This window comes from Brevibacterium pigmentatum (assembly GCF_011617465.1).
GTDB lineage: Bacteria > Actinomycetota > Actinomycetes > Actinomycetales > Brevibacteriaceae > Brevibacterium > Brevibacterium pigmentatum.
Genome location: NZ_CP050153.1, coordinates 3,456,668 through 3,473,165, shown reverse-complemented (window position 1 = coordinate 3,473,165; position 16,498 = coordinate 3,456,668). Strand labels below are relative to the sequence as shown.

The window sequence follows — 16,498 nt, the reverse complement described above, 5'->3', positions numbered from 1 at the left end:
CACAATGCACATTTCATCGAGTGCGGCGGTGTATGTCATCTCGGTGGCCGCGGATCTGGCGGGTATGCACCCGCAGACGCTGCGGCAGTATGACCGACTGGGTCTCGTCTCTCCGGAACGCACTGCGGGCCGGGGCCGGCGTTATTCCGGGAAGGACATCGCCAAGCTGCGACTGATCCAGCAGCTGTCGCAGGACGAGGGAGTCAACCTCGTCGGGATCAAGAAGATCATCGACCTGCAGAATCAGGTCGATGCGCTCAGGAGCCGCAATGAAGAACTCGAGGACGAAGTTCGGGCACGCAGGTCGGCACAGGAACGCGATGCGCGCGTCTTCGCGGCCGGCACCGTGGGCGGAGACGTCGTCTCGATCTCAAGGGGACGACGCCCACAGGGTCGCCCTGAACCGGGAGCCCTGGTGCTGTACAACCGGTACCGCCGCAGCTGATCCTGACGAGGCCCGACTGGGACGCTGAGAACAGCGCCGAGGCGGAGTGCGAACCGAACTTTCGGTGCGCACCCCGCCTTTTCGCGTTGCTCGACGAATCCAGTTCATTGCGGCGCAGAAAAGTACACGTGTTGTGCGACACTGACTCTGTGAACGAGAAAGAGAAGGTTCGACAGGTCGCCGACAGCGCCGATTCGGCGGCTCAGGAGGCCGCGGACAGCCGCTGGTTCGAGCGGGTGGCCCGTGCGGGGTTCATCGCCAACGGATTGGTCCACGCGATCCTCGGCGCAACTGCGATGACGGTCGGATTGGGGCAGGGCGGCGGAGAAGCCGATCAGGCCGGAGCGGTCGGGCAGATCGCGTCGCAGCCCTTCGGCATGGTGCTGATCGTCGTCTGCTTCCTCGGCTGTGCACTGATGGCGCTGTGGTGTCTGGTCAATGCGTTCTTCGGCTCAGCTTCGCTGCGTGATGCCGGGACCACGGACCCGCAGAAGAAGCAGGGGCGGAAGCAGTGGATCGACTTCTTCACCATGGTCGGTTCCGCCATCGCCTATGTGGTGGTTGCCGCGACCTTCTCCCAATTCGTCTTCGGCGGGGGAGCCGACTCGGGGCAGTCGAGCTCTCAAGCCTCGACAAGTGTGGCGAAGGCGCCGGGCGGACTGTACATCCTCATGGCTGTCGGCGTCGTGATTGCGATCATCGGAATCGTGTTCTGTATCAATGGTCTGCGACGGAAGTGGAAAGAGGAGCTGCGTCGACCGCGCAGCGCGATCACCCGCTTCCTCATCGGATTCACCGGTGTCGTCGGCTACCTGGGCAAGGGCGTTACGCTGCTGTCGGTGGGCATCCTCATCGTGGTGTCCGCTGCGACCGGTGATCCGGAGGAATTCACCGGCATCGACGGAGCGCTCAAAGGTATGCGAGATCAGCCGTTCGGGCCGTATCTGCTGTTGGCCGTGGGCCTCGGCCTGGTCCTTTACGGAGTCTTCCTCGCCCTGCGCTCGAGGTACGACCGCATGGAATGAGCCGTCTTCTGCTTCGCTGCAGATAGACGAAGAAGGGCGCGAACCCGGTTGGGTTCGCGCCCTTCGTCTCAGGCCCAGCTCAATCGAGTTGGCACGATCTCACTTGATTCGCTCTCAGATCTCTGCGGGATCCTGGGCGACCTTCTTGCGGCGCATGGTCAGGGCGACTGCGACTCCACCGATGAGGAGGAGGCCGGCGCCGCCGACGAGGCCGGTCAGCTCGGTACCGGTGCGAGGCAGGTCGCCGCCGTTGCCGGCATCTCCGTTGTCGCCATCGTCGTTTCCGCCGTTGCCGTCTTCATCGCCGTCGCCGCCACCGGCGTTCGCATCTTCCTCGACAGAGAAGTCACCGGTCAGCTCGTCATCGCCACAGGTAACGGTGACGTCGTAATCGCCGACGTAGGCCGAGGCGTTGGAGGCGCTGGTGCCGTAGACGTTGACGTTGGCCTTGCCTTCGTCGTCAGCCTGGACGGTCTTGTCGAAGGCGGTGACGCTCGACTCGCCCTTGGGGGTGACGAGGAAGCGGACGTCTTCACCGGGCTCGCAGTTCTCGACGGCGAGGGTGACGCCCTTGTCTTCCTTGACGAAGTCAGCCGGAGTGATCGACTCGGGGGAGACGGTCAGCTTGGCCTCTTCGGCAGGAGTGGTGGGCTCTTCGGTCTCGTCTTCGGTGACGGTGAAGTCCTGGGCGGGGGAGTTGGTCTTGGACTCCTGGTCGACGCCCCAGACGGCGTAGTCGCCGGCCGGAAGTGCTTCGTCGCCCTCGAACTTCAGGGTTGCGGAGATCTTTCCTTCTTCGTCGGCTTCGACTTCCTTGGTTGCGAAGGGCGACGTCTCGTTGCCGCCGACGACATTGACCGTGCCGCCGGGGGTGAAGCCCTCGCCGGTGACCTTGATGCCGTTCTTGTCGAAGTCGCTTTCCGAGATCTCGTCGGTGTTGAGTGAGACCTTCGGATCGACCTCGGGAGCCTCGGGCTCGTCTGCCTCGCCCTCAGTGACCTTGAAGCTCGTGCTGTACGGGGCGTTCTCGTCAGAATCGTTTGTAACTGTGACCTTGTAGTCACCGACGAATGCTGGGTTTGCTTCGCCGACGCCTGCGACGGCGTGATCGAAAGCGCCCTCTGCATCAGTTGTGACAGAGGTTTCGTAAACATTGACGTTCTGCCCGCTCGCTGGCTCAACGGTCAGCTTGTATTCGGTGTCTGCTTCGAGTCCAGCACCGCCGATGCCGACGCCGTTCTCTGCGAACTCGTCAACGGTGACGCTGTCAGCAGACACTCCGATTTCACCGGCCTGCGCCTTAACTCCCTGTGCAGCGCCCTTCTGGAGCTGAGCGGGAGTCGCGGCGGGCTGCTGAGTTGTCGAGGCCGGAGCTTCCGGAGCAGCGATGACTGGGGATGCGGCCAGGCCGGTGATGGCGATGGCCACCGCGGGGGCGAGGGCGAGCTTCTTCATGTATTTCCTTAGAAAATTACAGCTGGGTGTGAAGTATTACGAATGTAACAGTAATGCAACATTCACCACACACATAGTTGTGGTCATTTTGTTCAGCACTGGCTTCACCCCTGTCGCAGAGTTCATTCTCCATTCACCCTGAATCGTCGATTCGTCACCGGCTGAAGAACAGAAGGAGGGGCGGCCCAGCGTGTGCTGGGCCGCCCCTCCTTCTCGATGCAGGCTGACTGCCTGCCTCGGATCAGAAGCTCGTCGGAGTCTGTCCGAACTTGTTCTTGCGGCCGGTCAGTGCGATCGCGGCACCACCGACGAGGAGGAGCAGGGCTCCCGTCGTCAGTCCGCCGAGGTCGGCACCGGTGCGAGGCAGCTGGCTGCCGTCGTCTCCGCCGCCGTTTCCGGCATTGCCGTTGTCGCCGCCGCCCGATCCGCCGCCGTTTGCGCCTTCGGTGACCGTGAAGGAGTCCTTCATGGTGTCATCGCCGCAGGTTGCTGTCGCGGTGTAAGCGCCGACGTAGGCCGAGACATCCGATGAGGTGCCGAAGACGTTGACGGAGGCATTGCCTTCGTCGTCAGCCGTGACGGTGTTCTCGTATGCGGTGACGTTGATGCCCTTCGGGTTGACTTCGAAGTGGACATCCGCGCCGGGTTCGCAGTTCTCGACGGCGAGGGTGACGCCCTTCTTGTCATTGGCGAAGTCCGCGGCTTCGATCGTCTTCGGGGAAACCGTGAAGGCCGCCTCGGCGGGAGCTTCGGTTTCGCCGTCGTCATTGCCGTCGTCACTGCCATCGTTGCCGTTGTCTGCGTCGTCGTTTCCGTCGTCCTCACCGTCTTCGGCGACAACGTTGATGTCTCCGTTGAGGGTTTCCGACTCGGTGCCTTCACGGTCGATGGTGACGGTGAACGGGACCTTGCCGACCTCGAGGTTCGCGGGGTCGCCCTCGTACCAGAGGTGGAGCTCGTAATCGCCGTCGGCCTCTGCTGTCTCAGTCTCACCGGTGAGGGAATCGGTGATCTTGTCACCCTTCTTCACGCCGGTGACAGTGACCTTGACGCCCTTGTCCTTGTTGGCGAGATCCTCGGCGGTGATCTCCTTGGGATCTACCTTGAGCGAGACGTCGATCGCATCGACAGCATCGTCTTCAGTGATGGTGAAGTCCTGGGCCGGGGAGTTGGTCTTGGACTCCTGGTCGACGCCCCAGACGGTGTAGTCGCCGGCTGGAAGCGCATCGTCGCCCTCGAACTTCAGGGTTGCGGAGATCTCTCCGTCCGAATTGGCTTCGACTTCCTGGGTCGCGAACGGCGATGTTTCGTTGCCGCCGACGACGTTGACCGTGCCGCCGGGGGTGAAGCCCTCGCCGGTGACCTTGATTCCGTTCTCGTCGAAATCGCTTTCCGAGATCTCGTCAGTGTTGAGCGAGACCGTGGGGTCGACTGCTTGTACGTCGACCTCGGCGGCTCCTGCGACAGTCTTGGCAGTGGTGCCGGTCCGCTGCACCTGGAGGGCGAAAGCGACTGATTCCTGCGTGACCTCCGAGGAGGAACGCAGCTTCATCGTCGCGGTCGAGCCCTGAGCAGTGACCGCGGGGCCGGTGAGGCCGGACTTGGCGGCGACCTTGTCGCCCTCCTCGAGACCGGAGACCTTGACAGTCACGCCATCCTCGTGAAGCTCCTCGGCAGTGACCTCACCGGAGGTCACCTGCACCGAGGCGTTGATCGGGTTGGTCTTGTCCTCGGACTTGTCTTCGTCCTTGTCGTCCTTGTCCTCGTCCTTGGGGGCAGGAGCGGGCTTCGGGTCGACCTTCTTCGGAGGCTTCTTTGCCTCGTCCTTCTTGTCTGCCTTGTCCTCGGCGGCCTTCTTCTCGGCGGCCTTCTTGGCAGCCTCGGCCTTTTCCTTGGCCTTCTTTTCGGCTGCTGCCTTCTCTGCCGCTGCCTTCTTCTCGGCTTCAGCCTTCTCAGCAGCGGCCTTCTTGGCCTCTTCCTTCTTCTTGGCTTCGGCCTTTTCGGCGTCGGCCTTCTTCTGCTCGGCAGTCTGCGTGGAGGCCGACTGGGCGGACGTCGATTCCGCGGCGGCGACCGGGCTCGCGACAAGCCCGGTGAACGCGAGCGCGACTGCCGGCGCGAGGATGATCTTCTTCATTGGTGTGCCTTCAATCTCTGTGGCGAGGGGTGTGATACGGCACTCATCCTAGGTTCTAAGGGTTTTCCAAACTATTTCTGTACGTTTTGTTCAGATTTAGATGCGGTAACATTTAGGTGAATTCCTTTAACCCTTTCGTGACCTACTCATCGGTAAAAGAATGACTGCAAGGGCCGCCTCGGCGAAGGGGGCCGTCGGCCGCGCCGATCCAGCGGATCCGACCTCTAGACCGGCCACGCCTCGGCGCGGATCTGCTTGCGCTGTTCGACGGTGGGCACACGGACGGTCAGGGCCGAGGCGTCGACCTCCATTTCGAGGTACGACGACTGTCCCAGCGGATCCCCGTCGAGCTGAATATCAACGTCGTCACCGGCTTCGATGACGACCTTGCGGCACTTCCGGATGTTCGTGTGCAGCCCGCGCGAGGCCCGACGGCCGGCGATCGATGCAAGCACGCCGAGCCACTGACCGAGGTTCTTCGGGCTGACGATGAGCACGTCGAGCATGCCGTCGTCGATGACCGCCTGCGGCAGCAGTTGGATGCCGCCCTGCAGCTTCCCGCAATTGCCGCCGAGGACCGAACGCACCCGCGCCGAGATCCGATATTCGTCGTCGAACGTGACCTTCACATGACTGGGTTTGCCGGTGAGCTTCCGTGATCCCGCTTCGACATAGGCGAGCCATCCGAGGCGGGCCTTGAGATCGTCGCTGGTGTCGGCCATGACCGCGGCGTCGAAGCCGAGTCCGGTCATCACGGTGAAGACGTGGGTGTCGCCGTCCGGGTCGGTCTTCGCCTTCCCCACGTCGATCTCGCGGTTGCGCCCCCACAGTGCGATCCGCAGCGCCCACTCCGTCTTGTCGAGGACGAGGTCGATGTTGCGGGCGAGCAGGTTCCCCGTTCCCAGCGGCACGATCCCCATCGGGGTCGATGTTCCCGCCAGCGCCGAGGCGACAGCGCGGATGGTCCCATCACCACCGGCGGCGATGACGACGTCGACCCCCTCGTCGAGGGCGCGGACGGCAGCTCCCGCGCCCGGATCGTCGACGGTGGTCTCGAGCACGAGCGGACGGCTCCATCCCTCGAAACGGCAGATCGCCTCGGCGGTGGAGGCCAGGTTGTGGACATCGGTCTTCGTCGGGTTGACGATGAGCGCGGCACGGTACCGGGCGGCGTCATCGACCACCTCGTCGGAGAGGTTCGCCGGGTGGGCGGAGCGTCGCATCGTGTTGAGTGCGCGACGAACGCCGGTGCGGCGGCCGATGAGGAACGCGGCCACGAGCACCGCGAGAGCGCCGATGACGATGACCCAGGTCATCAGGGGATCCAACTCGATGATCATGGCCCAAATGTACAGTGCCGAAGTCGTGTGCAGGCTGAGTGCCGAATATCGAAAACAGGCCCGGCCCGTTAAGCTGAGAGGGTGATCGATCTAGCGCTTCTCAGAGACAACCCGGCCCTGTTCAAGGCATCGCAGGAGGCTCGCGGGGCATCCGTCGAGCTCATCGACGATGTCATCGCTGCCGATTCCGCTCGTCGTGCGGCCATCACCGCCTTCGAAGACGCACGTGCGGATCAGAAGTCCTTCTCCTCCCAGATCGCAAAAGCGCCGAAGGAGGACAAGCCGGCACTCATCGCTGAAGGCAAGGCGAAGTCCGAGGCCGTGAAGTCGCTGTCGGCGGAGTCCGAAGAAGCCACCTTCGCCTTCGACCAGCTCGTATCGAAGGTCCCGAACCTCATCATCGACGGCATCCCTGCCGGCGGCGAAGAGAACTTCGTGACGCTCAAGACCGTGGGCGAGCCCCGCGACTTCACCCCGGACGGCTTCGAACCGCTCGATCACCTCGAGATCGGTGAGAAACTCAAGGCCATCGACACCACCCGCGGCACAAAGGTCTCCGGTTCGCGCTTCCACTACCTCACCGGTTTCGGTGCGAAGCTCGAAATGGCTCTGCTCAACCTCGCCCGCGACGTCGCCGAGGAGGCCGGGTTCAACCCGACCATCACCCCGACGCTCGTCCGCCCCGAGGTCATGCGCGGCACCGGGTTCCTCGGTGAGCATGCCGATGAGGTCTACCGTCTCGAAGCCGATGACCTGTTCCTTGTCGGCACCTCCGAGGTGCCCCTGGCCGGATACCACATGGACGAGATCATCGACCTGACCGACGGACCGCTGCGCTATGCCGGAATCTCCTCCTGCTACCGCCGCGAGGCCGGCTCCTACGGCAAGGACACCCGCGGAATCATCCGCGTCCACCAGTTCCAGAAGGTCGAGATGTTCGCCTACGTTCCGGTCGAGGACGCCGAAGCCGAACACGAGCGGATGCTGTCGCTGCAGGAGAAGATGCTCGGCCTGTGCGAGCTGCCCTACCGGGTCATCGATACCGCCGCCGGCGACCTCGGCGATTCCGCCGCCCGCAAGTTCGACTGCGAAGCCTGGGTGCCGACCCAGGGCACGTACCGCGAGCTGACCTCGACGTCGAACTGCACGACCTTCCAGGCCCGCCGCCTGCAGATCCGCGAACGCCGCGACGGATCGACCCGGCCGGTGGCCACCCTCAACGGAACCATGGCCAACACCCGCTGGCTCGTGCCGATCCTCGAGAACCATCAGCAGGCGGACGGCTCGGTCACGGTGCCCGAGGCACTGCGGCCCTACCTCGGCGGGATGACCGCACAGGGTCCGGAAGGACCGCGTTACTGAGGCTGTGCCGGGACGCGGGGGACTGACCGTTCGGCGGAACCCGGCGTTTCTCGGTTGGGTTCGGTCGCCTCGGCGCCGGTAGGAACGACGACAAGAGAAATCACGCATACGTTGGGAGACACATTGACCCCGCACCTCATCGCACTCGATGTCGACGGCACGATCGTCGGATACGACGGATCCCTGTCGGAGTCGGTGAAGCAGGTGCTCGATCGGCTCGCCGAGGAGGGCCACCACCTTGTGATCTCCACCGGCCGTGCCCTGCCTGGCGCGCTCGAGGTCGTCCACGCGCTCGATCTCAAGCACGGATTCGTCGTGTGCTCGAACGGGTCCGTCGTCGTCCGCCTCGACCCGGAGCTGCCGTTGGGGTGGGAGATGCACCATGTGGTGTCCTTCGACCCGAAGGATGCGCTCGAGCAGATGCACGCGGCGCTGCCGACGGCGCTGTTCCTCGTCGAGGATCCGGACCTGCACCGGTGGGCGTCCGGGGCGTTCCCGGTCGGCGAACTCGCCGAATCAGACACGCTCGACATCGTGGATTTCGAAGAGCTGCTGACGAAGCAGGCCACCCGCATCGTCATGCGTGAGGTCAACGGCACCGCTGAGGAGTTCGCGGCCGCCGTGGACTCGCTCGGACTCCATGAGGTCAGCTATTCGGTGGGCTGGAGCAACTGGCTCGACATCGCTCCGGACGGGGTCTCGAAGGCCAGCGGCCTGGAGCTCGTGGCTGAGGAACTCGGAGTCGAACATGCGCACACCGTGGGCGCCGGCGACGGACTCAACGACATCGAGATGATCGAATGGGTCGAGCACGGAATCGTCATGGGCCAGTCGAAGGACGAGCTCAAGGTGCACGCGAGCGTGGTCACCGACTCGATCGACGACGACGGCCTCGCCGTGGCTCTGGTCGACTACTTCGACCTCGACACGACTCTCCTAGAAGCAGAGGGCACCACCAACACCCGCCCCTAATTACTACCTGACGGCGGCCCAGCAACCTCGCGCGAGGTAGCTGGGCCGCCGTCAGGTAGCAATAGGGGTCAGTTGGGGCGGGTGTCTAAGACGGCTTCGAGGTAGCGGGCGACTCCATCGTCGTCGACGGCCTCGGTCACGGCGGCGGCGATGGCCTTGACCGACCCGAGCGCATTGCCCATCGCGACTCCGTGCCCGGCCCAGGACAGCATCTCGATGTCGTTGGGCATATCTCCGAACGCCATCACCTGCGACCGCGCCACGCCGAGGTGGTCGCACAAGCCCTCCAGCGTCTTCGCCTTCGTGATCCCGAACGGTGCGAGTTCGACGAGCCCGTTGTCTGGTTCGGAGAACGAAGCATGGCAGGTGCCGTCGACGAGCGGATCGATGAGGTCGTGCATCGCCTGCGAGTCGCTCGTCTCAAGACGCACGAGCACCTTGACGACGTCTTCGCCGGCGAGTTCGGAGACATCGTCGATGATCCGGGCCTCACGCGGTCGGGCGGTGACGAACTCCCGGTCGATGAAACCGCCGTTGAGCGTCTCGTAGGCGAACCGGGCCTCGGGATGGTCGACGCGGACCGCCGCGGTGATCTCCGCCAGCGACTGAGAGTCGATGCTGTGGGCATCGACGACGGACTGCGAGGCGATGTCATAGACGACCGCCCCGTTGAGGCACACGACGCGACCGAGGTCCGGGATCTGCTCGGCGATCGGCGCCAGCCACCGCATGGGCCGCCCGGTGACGAGGACGAAGGGGATCTCCGCATCCTGGCAACGATGGATCGCATCGATCGTGGCCGTCGAGATCGGCTTCCAGTTCAGCAGCAGAGTGCCGTCGATATCGCTGGCGACGAGGCCGAGGTCGAAATCATCGGGCGGCAGGATGTCGGGGCTGATCGGAGGTCTCATGGTGCCTCTACCTTAGCGAGAATCTCCCGCGCCCGCCCCAGCAGCTCCTCGGCGTCCGAGATGAACCGAACCGTGGCCTCGGCGCTCGAGTCGATCGACCGTCCCGTCGGCACCTCCGACCGTGCCATCGATGCCGCAAGCACCGCCTCACCGACCTTCGACGACGCCTTCGTCAGCAGCTCCGGTGCATCGCCGACGGCCTGCCGCGCGGGCCCGGGCACCACCTGACCGGTGACGGGAAAGCGGGCATGGAGGGTCGCGGTCAGCTCGTCGACGACATCGACGAGTGCGTTGGGCCGGTGGGTGCCGTCGACGATGACGTCGACGGGATCCTTCGCCGAGGCGGCCGTGGCCTTGCCGTCGGATGTGTCGTCCGCGTTCGCCGAGGCGGTTCCCGACGTGGCGCTGCCGTTGGAGTCCCGTGCCTCGTGGAGGGCCACCGCAGTGGTGTAGTACCGGTCGACGGCGCGGATGAAGCGGTCGCGGTTGTGCCGCCACAGACCGGTGCCGAACCGGTCATCGTCCTTGACCGCGGTCTTCGTCGCCTTCTTGCGCAAGCCGGAGAAGAAGCGCTTCACAGATAGTTGCCGGTGCCGCGATCGTCGCGGTCCGACTCCTTCTCATCGGGTTGTCCCTCCGCCGGTGTCATCCCGGGTGGAACCATTCCCGGAGGCAGCTGGCCGCGACCGCCCATCTGCTGGGCCATAGCCTGCTGTGCCATGATCGCCGTCTGGATGCCGTGGAAGAGACCTTCGAGCCAGCCGACGAGCTGAGCCTGTGCGATCCGCAGCTCCGAAGTCGTCGGCGGACCGTCGGTCGAATCGAAGGGCAGGTCGAGGCGTTCGAGCTCTTCGATGAGGTCCTTCGACAGTCCTTCTTCGAGTTCGTCGATGGAGCGGCGGTGGATCTCGGCGAGACGTTCGCGTCCCTTCTCATCGAGCTCGGTGCCGCGGACCTCCTCGAGCAGCTGCTTGACCATGGTGCCGATGCGCATCACCTTCGCCGGTGAGGAGACATCCGCCTGATCCTGCTGAGCCCGCGCCAAGCCGTCGGCCCGAGCAGATTCACTGGCCGGCGACTCTGCGCCGGTGGGCGGAGTCGCGTCGTTCTCGACACCGTCTCCCGTGCCGGGGTTCTCGGTCATGGCTGTGCACCTTCCTCATCGACGATGAGCAGAACCTTGCCGATGTTCGCCCCGTCCTCGAGCGTCTGATGGGCACGGACGGCCTCAGTCAACGGCATGGTTTCGTGGATGATGGGGCGGATGTCTCCCGAGATCACGGCCGGCCACAGCTGCTCGGCTACCTCGGCGACTATGGCGATCTTCTGTTCCTTCGGCCGCGCCCGCAGGGTCGTGGCGGATACGGACTTGCGCGGCTGCATGAGCCAACCGAGGTTGATCTCGGTCTTCGTTCCGCCCTGCATACCGATGATGATGAGACGGCCGTCGGTGCTCAGCGCCTTGATATTGCGCTCGAGGTACTTCGCGCCGATGATGTCGAGGATGACATCGGCGCCGGTCGACCCGTCGTCGTGGGTGCAGATTTCGCGGACGCGTTCGACGAAGTCCTCTTCGCGATAGTTGATGACGGCATCGGCGCCGAGTTCACGGCAGAATTCGGCTTTCCGTTCGGAGCCGACGGTCACGACGATCTTCACGCCGAGGCGGCGCGCAACCTGGATGGCGGCCGTGCCGATGCCGGACCCGCCACCGTGGACCAGCAGCCATTCGCCGGCCTTCACCAGTCCGCGGCCGACGATGTTCGACCATACGGTCGACAGCACCTCGGGGAGGGCGGCCGCCTCGGTGAGGTCGAAGTCATCGGGGACGGGAAGCAGCTGACCTGCGGGAACGGGTACGGATTCGGCATAGCCGCCGCCGGAGAGCAGAGCCGCCACCCGGTCGCCGACGGACCAGCCGGTGACGTCGGCGCCGAGCTTCTCGATCGTGCCAGAGACTTCGAGACCGGGAATCAGGGTGGCCCCGGGCGGGGGATCGTAGAATCCGCGACGCTGCAGCAGGTCGGCCCGGTTGACTCCGGCGGCATGGACGCGGACGAGGACCTCATCTGCGGCGAGCTCGGGGGTCGGTTCGTCGGTGACCTGCAGGACCTCGGGGTCACCGGGGGAGGAGATCGTGATAGCGCGCATGCGACCACTCTAGTAGCTGGGTGGGCATGAGGGCAGGGGCTTCCGCTCCTCAGGCGATCATCCGCCACTCAGCAGCGGCGAGCCGCCAAGTTGCGCAACCCAACCTCAGGCGAAGAGACGGAACATCGGCGAGTTCTGGTGCACGCGCTCGACCTCGATCGATGAGGCTTCCATCCGCTCGAGCAGATTCGGCAGGTCTTCGGCATAGCCGAGCTGGATGCCGACGAACGCCGGTCCGGTCTCCCGGTCGGAGCGTTTGACGTACTCGAACATCGCGATATCGTCCTCGGGCCCGAGCACCTCGTTGAGGAACCGGCGCAGGGCGCCGGGCTCCTGCGGGAAGTCGACGATGAAGTAGTGCTTGAGTCCCTCGTGGACGAGCGAGCGTTCGAGGATCTCCGGGTAGCGGGAGATGTCATTGTTGCCGCCGGAGACCAGGCACACGACGGTCGATCCGGGTTCGATCGTGATCGGCTTGTCCGAGTCCGGTCCGCCGATCCCAGCCGAGGCCAGCGCCCCGGAGGGCTCGGCGATGATTCCGTCGACCTGGTACATATCCAGCATCTCGGTGGCCACCGCACCTTCGGCGACAGGGCGGATGTCGAGGCCGAGTTCGGCGATGACGTCGTAGGTGATGTTGCCGGCCCGGCGCACGGCGGTGCCGTCGGCGAAGCGGTCGATGTTCTCCAAGGTCACGGGGTGGCCGGCCTTGAGGGCGGCGATCATCGAGGCGGCTCCGGCGGGTTCGGCTCCGATGACCTTCGTGTTCGGCATCCGTTCGGCCACATAGGCCGCGACTCCGGCGAGCACTCCGCCGCCGCCGACGGGCACGATGATGTAGTCCGGGTCGGTCTCGAGTTGAGCGTGGATCTCGGCTGCCACGGTGCCCTGACCGGCGATCGTGCGCATATCGTCGAAGGCTGAAACCAGGAGGGCTTCATTGCGTTCGGCGAACCGGTAGGCCAGCGCCGAGGCGTCGTCGTAGGTGGAGCCGGCGATCTCGATCGTCACCTGCTCCCCGCCGAAGTGGCGGACGCGGTCGATCTTCTGCTTCGGCGTCGTCTTCGGCACGAAGATAGTGCCCTGGATGCCCAGTTCCTTGCAGGCGCGAGCGAAGCCCTGGGCGTGGTTGCCCGCCGAGGCGCAGACGACACCGCGGGCGCGTTCGTCGGCATCGAGCTGGAGCATGAAGTTGAAGGCTCCGCGGATCTTGTAGGATCGCACCATCTGCAGGTCCTCGCGCTTGAGGTAGACCGTGGAACCGGTTGCGGTCGTCAACCGCTCGCAGATCTGAAGTGGCGACAGGATGACGGAATCGGAAATTCGCAGCGCAGCCGCCTCGACCTCGCCGGCGAGTGTGAGCTTCTGGGGAGTCATGTCTGTTTCAACCACCAGACTATTGTGCTCCCTTTGTCTTGCTATTTGGCAACTCGTATCGACATGAGGACGCTGCGCACCCGCCGGAACACCGTGATTCGGCTCCCGACTTCGGGGTTTCGGGTGCGCCCTGAACCGCGAATACCCCATATCATGATTGGATGGAGGATGCCCGTAATCCCTTCTAGGAGACGTCATGGCCATCAGCAGTGAGCTCGAACAACTGTTAGCCAGCTGGATACCTCGACAGCCGTGGTTCCCCAAGCACGCAGCAGATTTCGGGACCGACCCCGACATCACCCCCATGTCGGTGGCCCGCGCGTTCACTTACACCGCCGAGGAGCTCGGCGGCTTCGCCGGTCTCGTGACCGTCATCTCCGTCGGCGACGGGCCCACCCTGCGTCGCCTCAACATCCCCCTGACCCTGCGTGGTGCCGAGGACATGCACCTCCGCCACGCCCTCATCGGCCGCGTCGACGACCTCGCGCTCGGTACCGTCTACGTCTACGACGGCGCCGCCGACCCCGTCTTCGTCAACCTCATGGCCGATGCGATCACGAAGCGCAAGATCTTCGACGGCGGCCAGCTGTCCACCGAATCCCTGCGCCACAGCCAGGAGAAGACCGACGCCCGGGACCGTGCGCCGATGCCGTTCCCGGTGACTGCGAACGGCGATGCCGCCTCGGCGAATGGATCGACGAACACCGCCGCCGAGGCGGTCCCGCCGAAGCCATCGATCGGTGACCTCACGGTGGGGGCGGAGGACGTCATGCCCGTGGAGATCCGCCCGATCGAGGTCTCGGACTCCGGGCAGCACAAGTCGACGGTGATCATCCACGACGAATATGAGCCGATGGAGCTCTCGTTCTTCCGCGTTCTCGAGAACGGAATGCCGTCATCGCTGACGATCCCCGTCCTCCTCACCGAGGCGGGGTCGCGCAGCGTGCCCGAGGTCATCGGCTGGGGTTCGGGTCGCTGGTACGACATGTTCGAGGTCCAGGAGATGGAGGCGCCCATGGCGCTGCTCTCCCACGTCGATGTCGACGCCGAGCCCGCCTGGCGGGAGGCCGTGAACACGGTGTGCGCTGTCGACTCCGGTTCGATCGGTGCCTACAACGCCCACGCCGCCGAGATGGGGCGGCGCATCGGTGAGCTGCACACTGACATGGCCGCCGAGTTCGGTGTCGTCGAAGGTGCCGGCGAACCGACCAAGCAGCTCGTGCAGAAGTGGGTCGAGCGCATCGACTGGGCGCTGGGTCGGGCACCTCTTGCCTTGGATTCGCTGGTTCCGGAGCTGCGCGGTCACCGTGCTCGACTGCAGGGACTCCAGACCATCGGCACCCTGCAGAAGATCCACGGCGAGCTGACGTTGGACCATGTGGTCAGCTCGTCGACCGATGGCTATTCGGTCGTGAAGTTCACGGACTCGACGAACTCGGATCCCAAGCCCGCGGCTTTCGACCTCGTGGCCCTGCTGCGCAGCATCGACTACGCCGCCGGCTTCGCTCGTCTGCAGCGCACCGATGCCCTGGACTCCGAGGACGGCTCGCTGGTCGTCAGCGGCTTCGGCAATGATCCGGGGGCGCTGCGTGCGATCTTCGATTCGCCTGAATACCTGTGGGCTTCGCAGGTGCAGAACTCGCTGCTGTCCGGATATTCGCGGGCTCGCGGTGACAGCATCGGGCTGAGCGATCCCGTTCTGCGTGCGGCGCTCGTCGACCGACTCCTTGTTGAGGTCGTCGCCGAGCTGCGCAACCGCCCGAACTGGCTGTCCGTTCCGCTGGCCACGCTCACCCTCGTCCTCAAGGGCAAGCCGTCCCGCACCGAGGAGGCCGCCGAGCCCCGTCCCAGCTGGGCCGAATCCAGCGAGGCTGGGTCTGAAGCGTCCGAGGGATCGCCCGCATCCGGCGATGCTGCCGGTGTGGCTGGTGCAGCTGGTGTTGCCGATGCGGCGGGCTCGGACGTGGATGCCGGGTCGAGCGACTCGTTCGCCGTGGCGCCCGTTGCCGACGAAGCGACTGCCGCCGATTCGGAATCGGTCGCTGCCGCACCCCGCGGAACCTCCGGCGCCGTCGCAGCTGCGATCGCGAACTCTGACTCCGAGGCCTCCGAAGCCTCGGCGAACGAAGACTCGGACGCTGAAGAGGCGGGTTCCAAGGGACCAGCTGTTGAAGAGCCTGCAGAACCAAGCGGAGCAGATGAAGCTGTCTCGGCAGAGCCCGAAGCGGCTGGAGCGCCCGGAACAGTGCGCGCGGCGGACGCCGCTCCTGCGGTGGAGTCCGCCTCCGGTGACTCCGAGACCGACGAATCCGAAGCCGCTGCCCCCGAAGCCGATGAGGTCGAGGTCGCCGATACCGCGGAGAACACCGTCGACGCGGTCGCGGATCCCGACATCGACGACGTCGAGGACTCAACCGTGGTTCCGCCTCAGGACGACGAGCCCGAAACGGCTCGGGCTCCAGCCCAAGCTGCCGACGACGAAGAGTTCGTCGAAGAGGAAGAGCCGGAAGCTCCGGTCCGACGGGTGCCAGCCTCTTTCGCGGCTCGCGGTGCTACCTCGGAGGACTCGGACAGCACCGGGCACGAACCGCAGCCGGCTGAGCCGAAGGAAGCACCGAAGCTCGGGCATACGTGGAGCGAGCGCTCGCAGAATTCCGGCAATGACCGCGGTACATTCGGCGAACAGATCGCCGATCGGCCGAACAAGGGGCGCGATGATGCCGCGGCACGGCCTGACGAATCGCCGGACAAGTCCGGCAAGGATTCGAAATCAGCGGAAGGTTCCGTCTTCGACGAACTCCTGGGGACCGAACGCAAGCGGAACCGCATGAAGAAGCACAAGAAGGACTGACTGCGTCCGCTGAACGGCTTGCGCCGCGCTGAAGGGTGGACGACATCGGCACCAATCGCGAGTCGCGTCGCCGCGCCCGCCAAGTCCCGAGCGGCCAATTGGCAGATGCTGTTGCGGTTGTGAGAAACTATGGTAGCTCGACCTCGTGTCGAGCAGGCCGGGTTCGTTCCATCTCTGACATAGGCGTGGACGAACCAAGGGAAGCGTGTCCGAGCGGCCGAAGGAGACGGTCTTGAAAACCGTTGTGCGGCAACCCCGCACCGTGGGTTCGAATCCCACCGCTTCCGCTCAACAGTGAAGCCCCCGAACTCATCGCCGGCAGCGAAGAGTTCGGGGGTTTTCTCGTGCGCTCGGCACGACGTGTCAGCATTCGCGGCAAAGCCTCTGCTTACGCCCGTTCAAGGCTGAGCGCGCTTTTCGCCAGGCAGACCTACCGATAACCGCGCTTCGCCTTGAACGACGGGATTCTCGC

General features: G+C 64.8%; 13 protein-coding genes and 1 tRNA gene. 6 read left to right on the top strand and 8 right to left on the bottom strand.

Going from position 1 to position 16,498, the window contains the following annotated elements; genetic code table 11:
• The first annotated feature begins 4 nt into the window (after positions 1 to 4).
• Both GUY30_RS15835 and GUY30_RS15830 read left to right on the top strand, forming a co-directional pair.
• Positions 5 to 445, top strand: a complete 441-nt coding sequence (locus GUY30_RS15835) for a heat shock protein transcriptional repressor HspR (protein WP_062862504.1) — start codon at positions 5 to 7, stop codon at positions 443 to 445.
• A 149-nt stretch (positions 446 to 594) separates the two neighbouring features.
• Entirely contained in the window at positions 595 to 1,470 is an 876-nt protein-coding gene (locus tag GUY30_RS15830) for a DUF1206 domain-containing protein (RefSeq protein WP_167199657.1), read from the top strand.
• A gap of 114 nt (positions 1,471 to 1,584) precedes the next feature.
• Here GUY30_RS15830 and GUY30_RS15825 read toward each other — a convergent pair whose 3' ends face one another.
• From GUY30_RS15825 to GUY30_RS15815, 3 genes are all read right to left on the bottom strand, one after another.
• A complete protein-coding gene (locus GUY30_RS15825; protein ID WP_167199654.1) occupies positions 1,585 to 2,925 on the bottom strand; it encodes an LPXTG cell wall anchor domain-containing protein in 1,341 nt (446 codons plus the stop codon).
• A 241-nt stretch (positions 2,926 to 3,166) separates the two neighbouring features.
• The gene (locus GUY30_RS15820; RefSeq protein WP_167199651.1) at positions 3,167 to 5,062 is read right to left on the bottom strand and encodes a hypothetical protein; all 1,896 of its coding nucleotides are present in this window, start codon (positions 5,060 to 5,062) and stop codon (positions 3,167 to 3,169) included.
• A 224-nt stretch (positions 5,063 to 5,286) separates the two neighbouring features.
• The gene (locus GUY30_RS15815; RefSeq protein WP_228281468.1) at positions 5,287 to 6,402 is read right to left on the bottom strand and encodes a diacylglycerol/lipid kinase family protein; all 1,116 of its coding nucleotides are present in this window, start codon (positions 6,400 to 6,402) and stop codon (positions 5,287 to 5,289) included.
• 81 nt (positions 6,403 to 6,483) lie between these two features.
• Here GUY30_RS15815 and serS point away from each other — a divergent pair, with 81 nt between their 5' ends.
• Positions 6,484 to 7,764: a serine--tRNA ligase gene (gene serS / locus GUY30_RS15810; protein ID WP_167199648.1), complete on the top strand. Its 1,281-nt coding sequence runs from the start codon at positions 6,484 to 6,486 to the stop codon at positions 7,762 to 7,764.
• Between the two features lie 111 nt (positions 7,765 to 7,875).
• Positions 7,876 to 8,736, top strand: coding sequence for an HAD family hydrolase (locus tag GUY30_RS15805; RefSeq protein WP_228281466.1), 861 nt, complete (start codon positions 7,876 to 7,878; stop codon positions 8,734 to 8,736).
• Positions 8,737 to 8,804: 68 nt separating this feature from the next.
• On the opposite strand, the gene GUY30_RS15800 is transcribed toward GUY30_RS15805, so the two are convergent.
• The 5 genes from GUY30_RS15800 to ilvA form a co-directional block, all read right to left on the bottom strand.
• Positions 8,805 to 9,647, bottom strand: a complete 843-nt coding sequence (locus GUY30_RS15800; RefSeq protein ID WP_167199645.1) for an HAD family hydrolase — start codon at positions 9,645 to 9,647, stop codon at positions 8,805 to 8,807.
• Entirely contained in the window at positions 9,644 to 10,225 is a 582-nt protein-coding gene (locus tag GUY30_RS15795; RefSeq protein ID WP_228281459.1) for a hypothetical protein, read from the bottom strand. The genes GUY30_RS15800 and GUY30_RS15795 overlap by 4 nt, the downstream gene beginning before the upstream one ends.
• The gene (locus GUY30_RS15790) at positions 10,222 to 10,791 is read right to left on the bottom strand and encodes a proteasome activator (RefSeq protein ID WP_167199642.1); all 570 of its coding nucleotides are present in this window, start codon (positions 10,789 to 10,791) and stop codon (positions 10,222 to 10,224) included. Before GUY30_RS15790 ends, GUY30_RS15795 begins: the two co-directional genes overlap by 4 nt.
• Positions 10,788 to 11,798: an NAD(P)H-quinone oxidoreductase gene (locus GUY30_RS15785; RefSeq protein WP_167199639.1), complete on the bottom strand. Its 1,011-nt coding sequence runs from the start codon at positions 11,796 to 11,798 to the stop codon at positions 10,788 to 10,790. Before GUY30_RS15785 ends, GUY30_RS15790 begins: the two co-directional genes overlap by 4 nt.
• 105 nt (positions 11,799 to 11,903) lie before the next feature.
• Entirely contained in the window at positions 11,904 to 13,175 is a 1,272-nt protein-coding gene (gene ilvA, locus GUY30_RS15780; protein ID WP_167201143.1) for a threonine ammonia-lyase IlvA, read from the bottom strand.
• A gap of 196 nt (positions 13,176 to 13,371) precedes the next feature.
• Between ilvA and GUY30_RS15775 the strand changes: the two genes are divergently transcribed.
• Together GUY30_RS15775 and GUY30_RS15770 are read left to right on the top strand one after the other, a co-directional pair.
• Positions 13,372 to 16,026, top strand: coding sequence for a maltokinase N-terminal cap-like domain-containing protein (locus tag GUY30_RS15775; RefSeq protein ID WP_167199636.1), 2,655 nt, complete (start codon positions 13,372 to 13,374; stop codon positions 16,024 to 16,026).
• Between the two features lie 199 nt (positions 16,027 to 16,225).
• A tRNA-Ser gene (locus tag GUY30_RS15770) sits at positions 16,226 to 16,313 on the top strand.
• Positions 16,314 to 16,498: the final 185 nt, after the last annotated feature.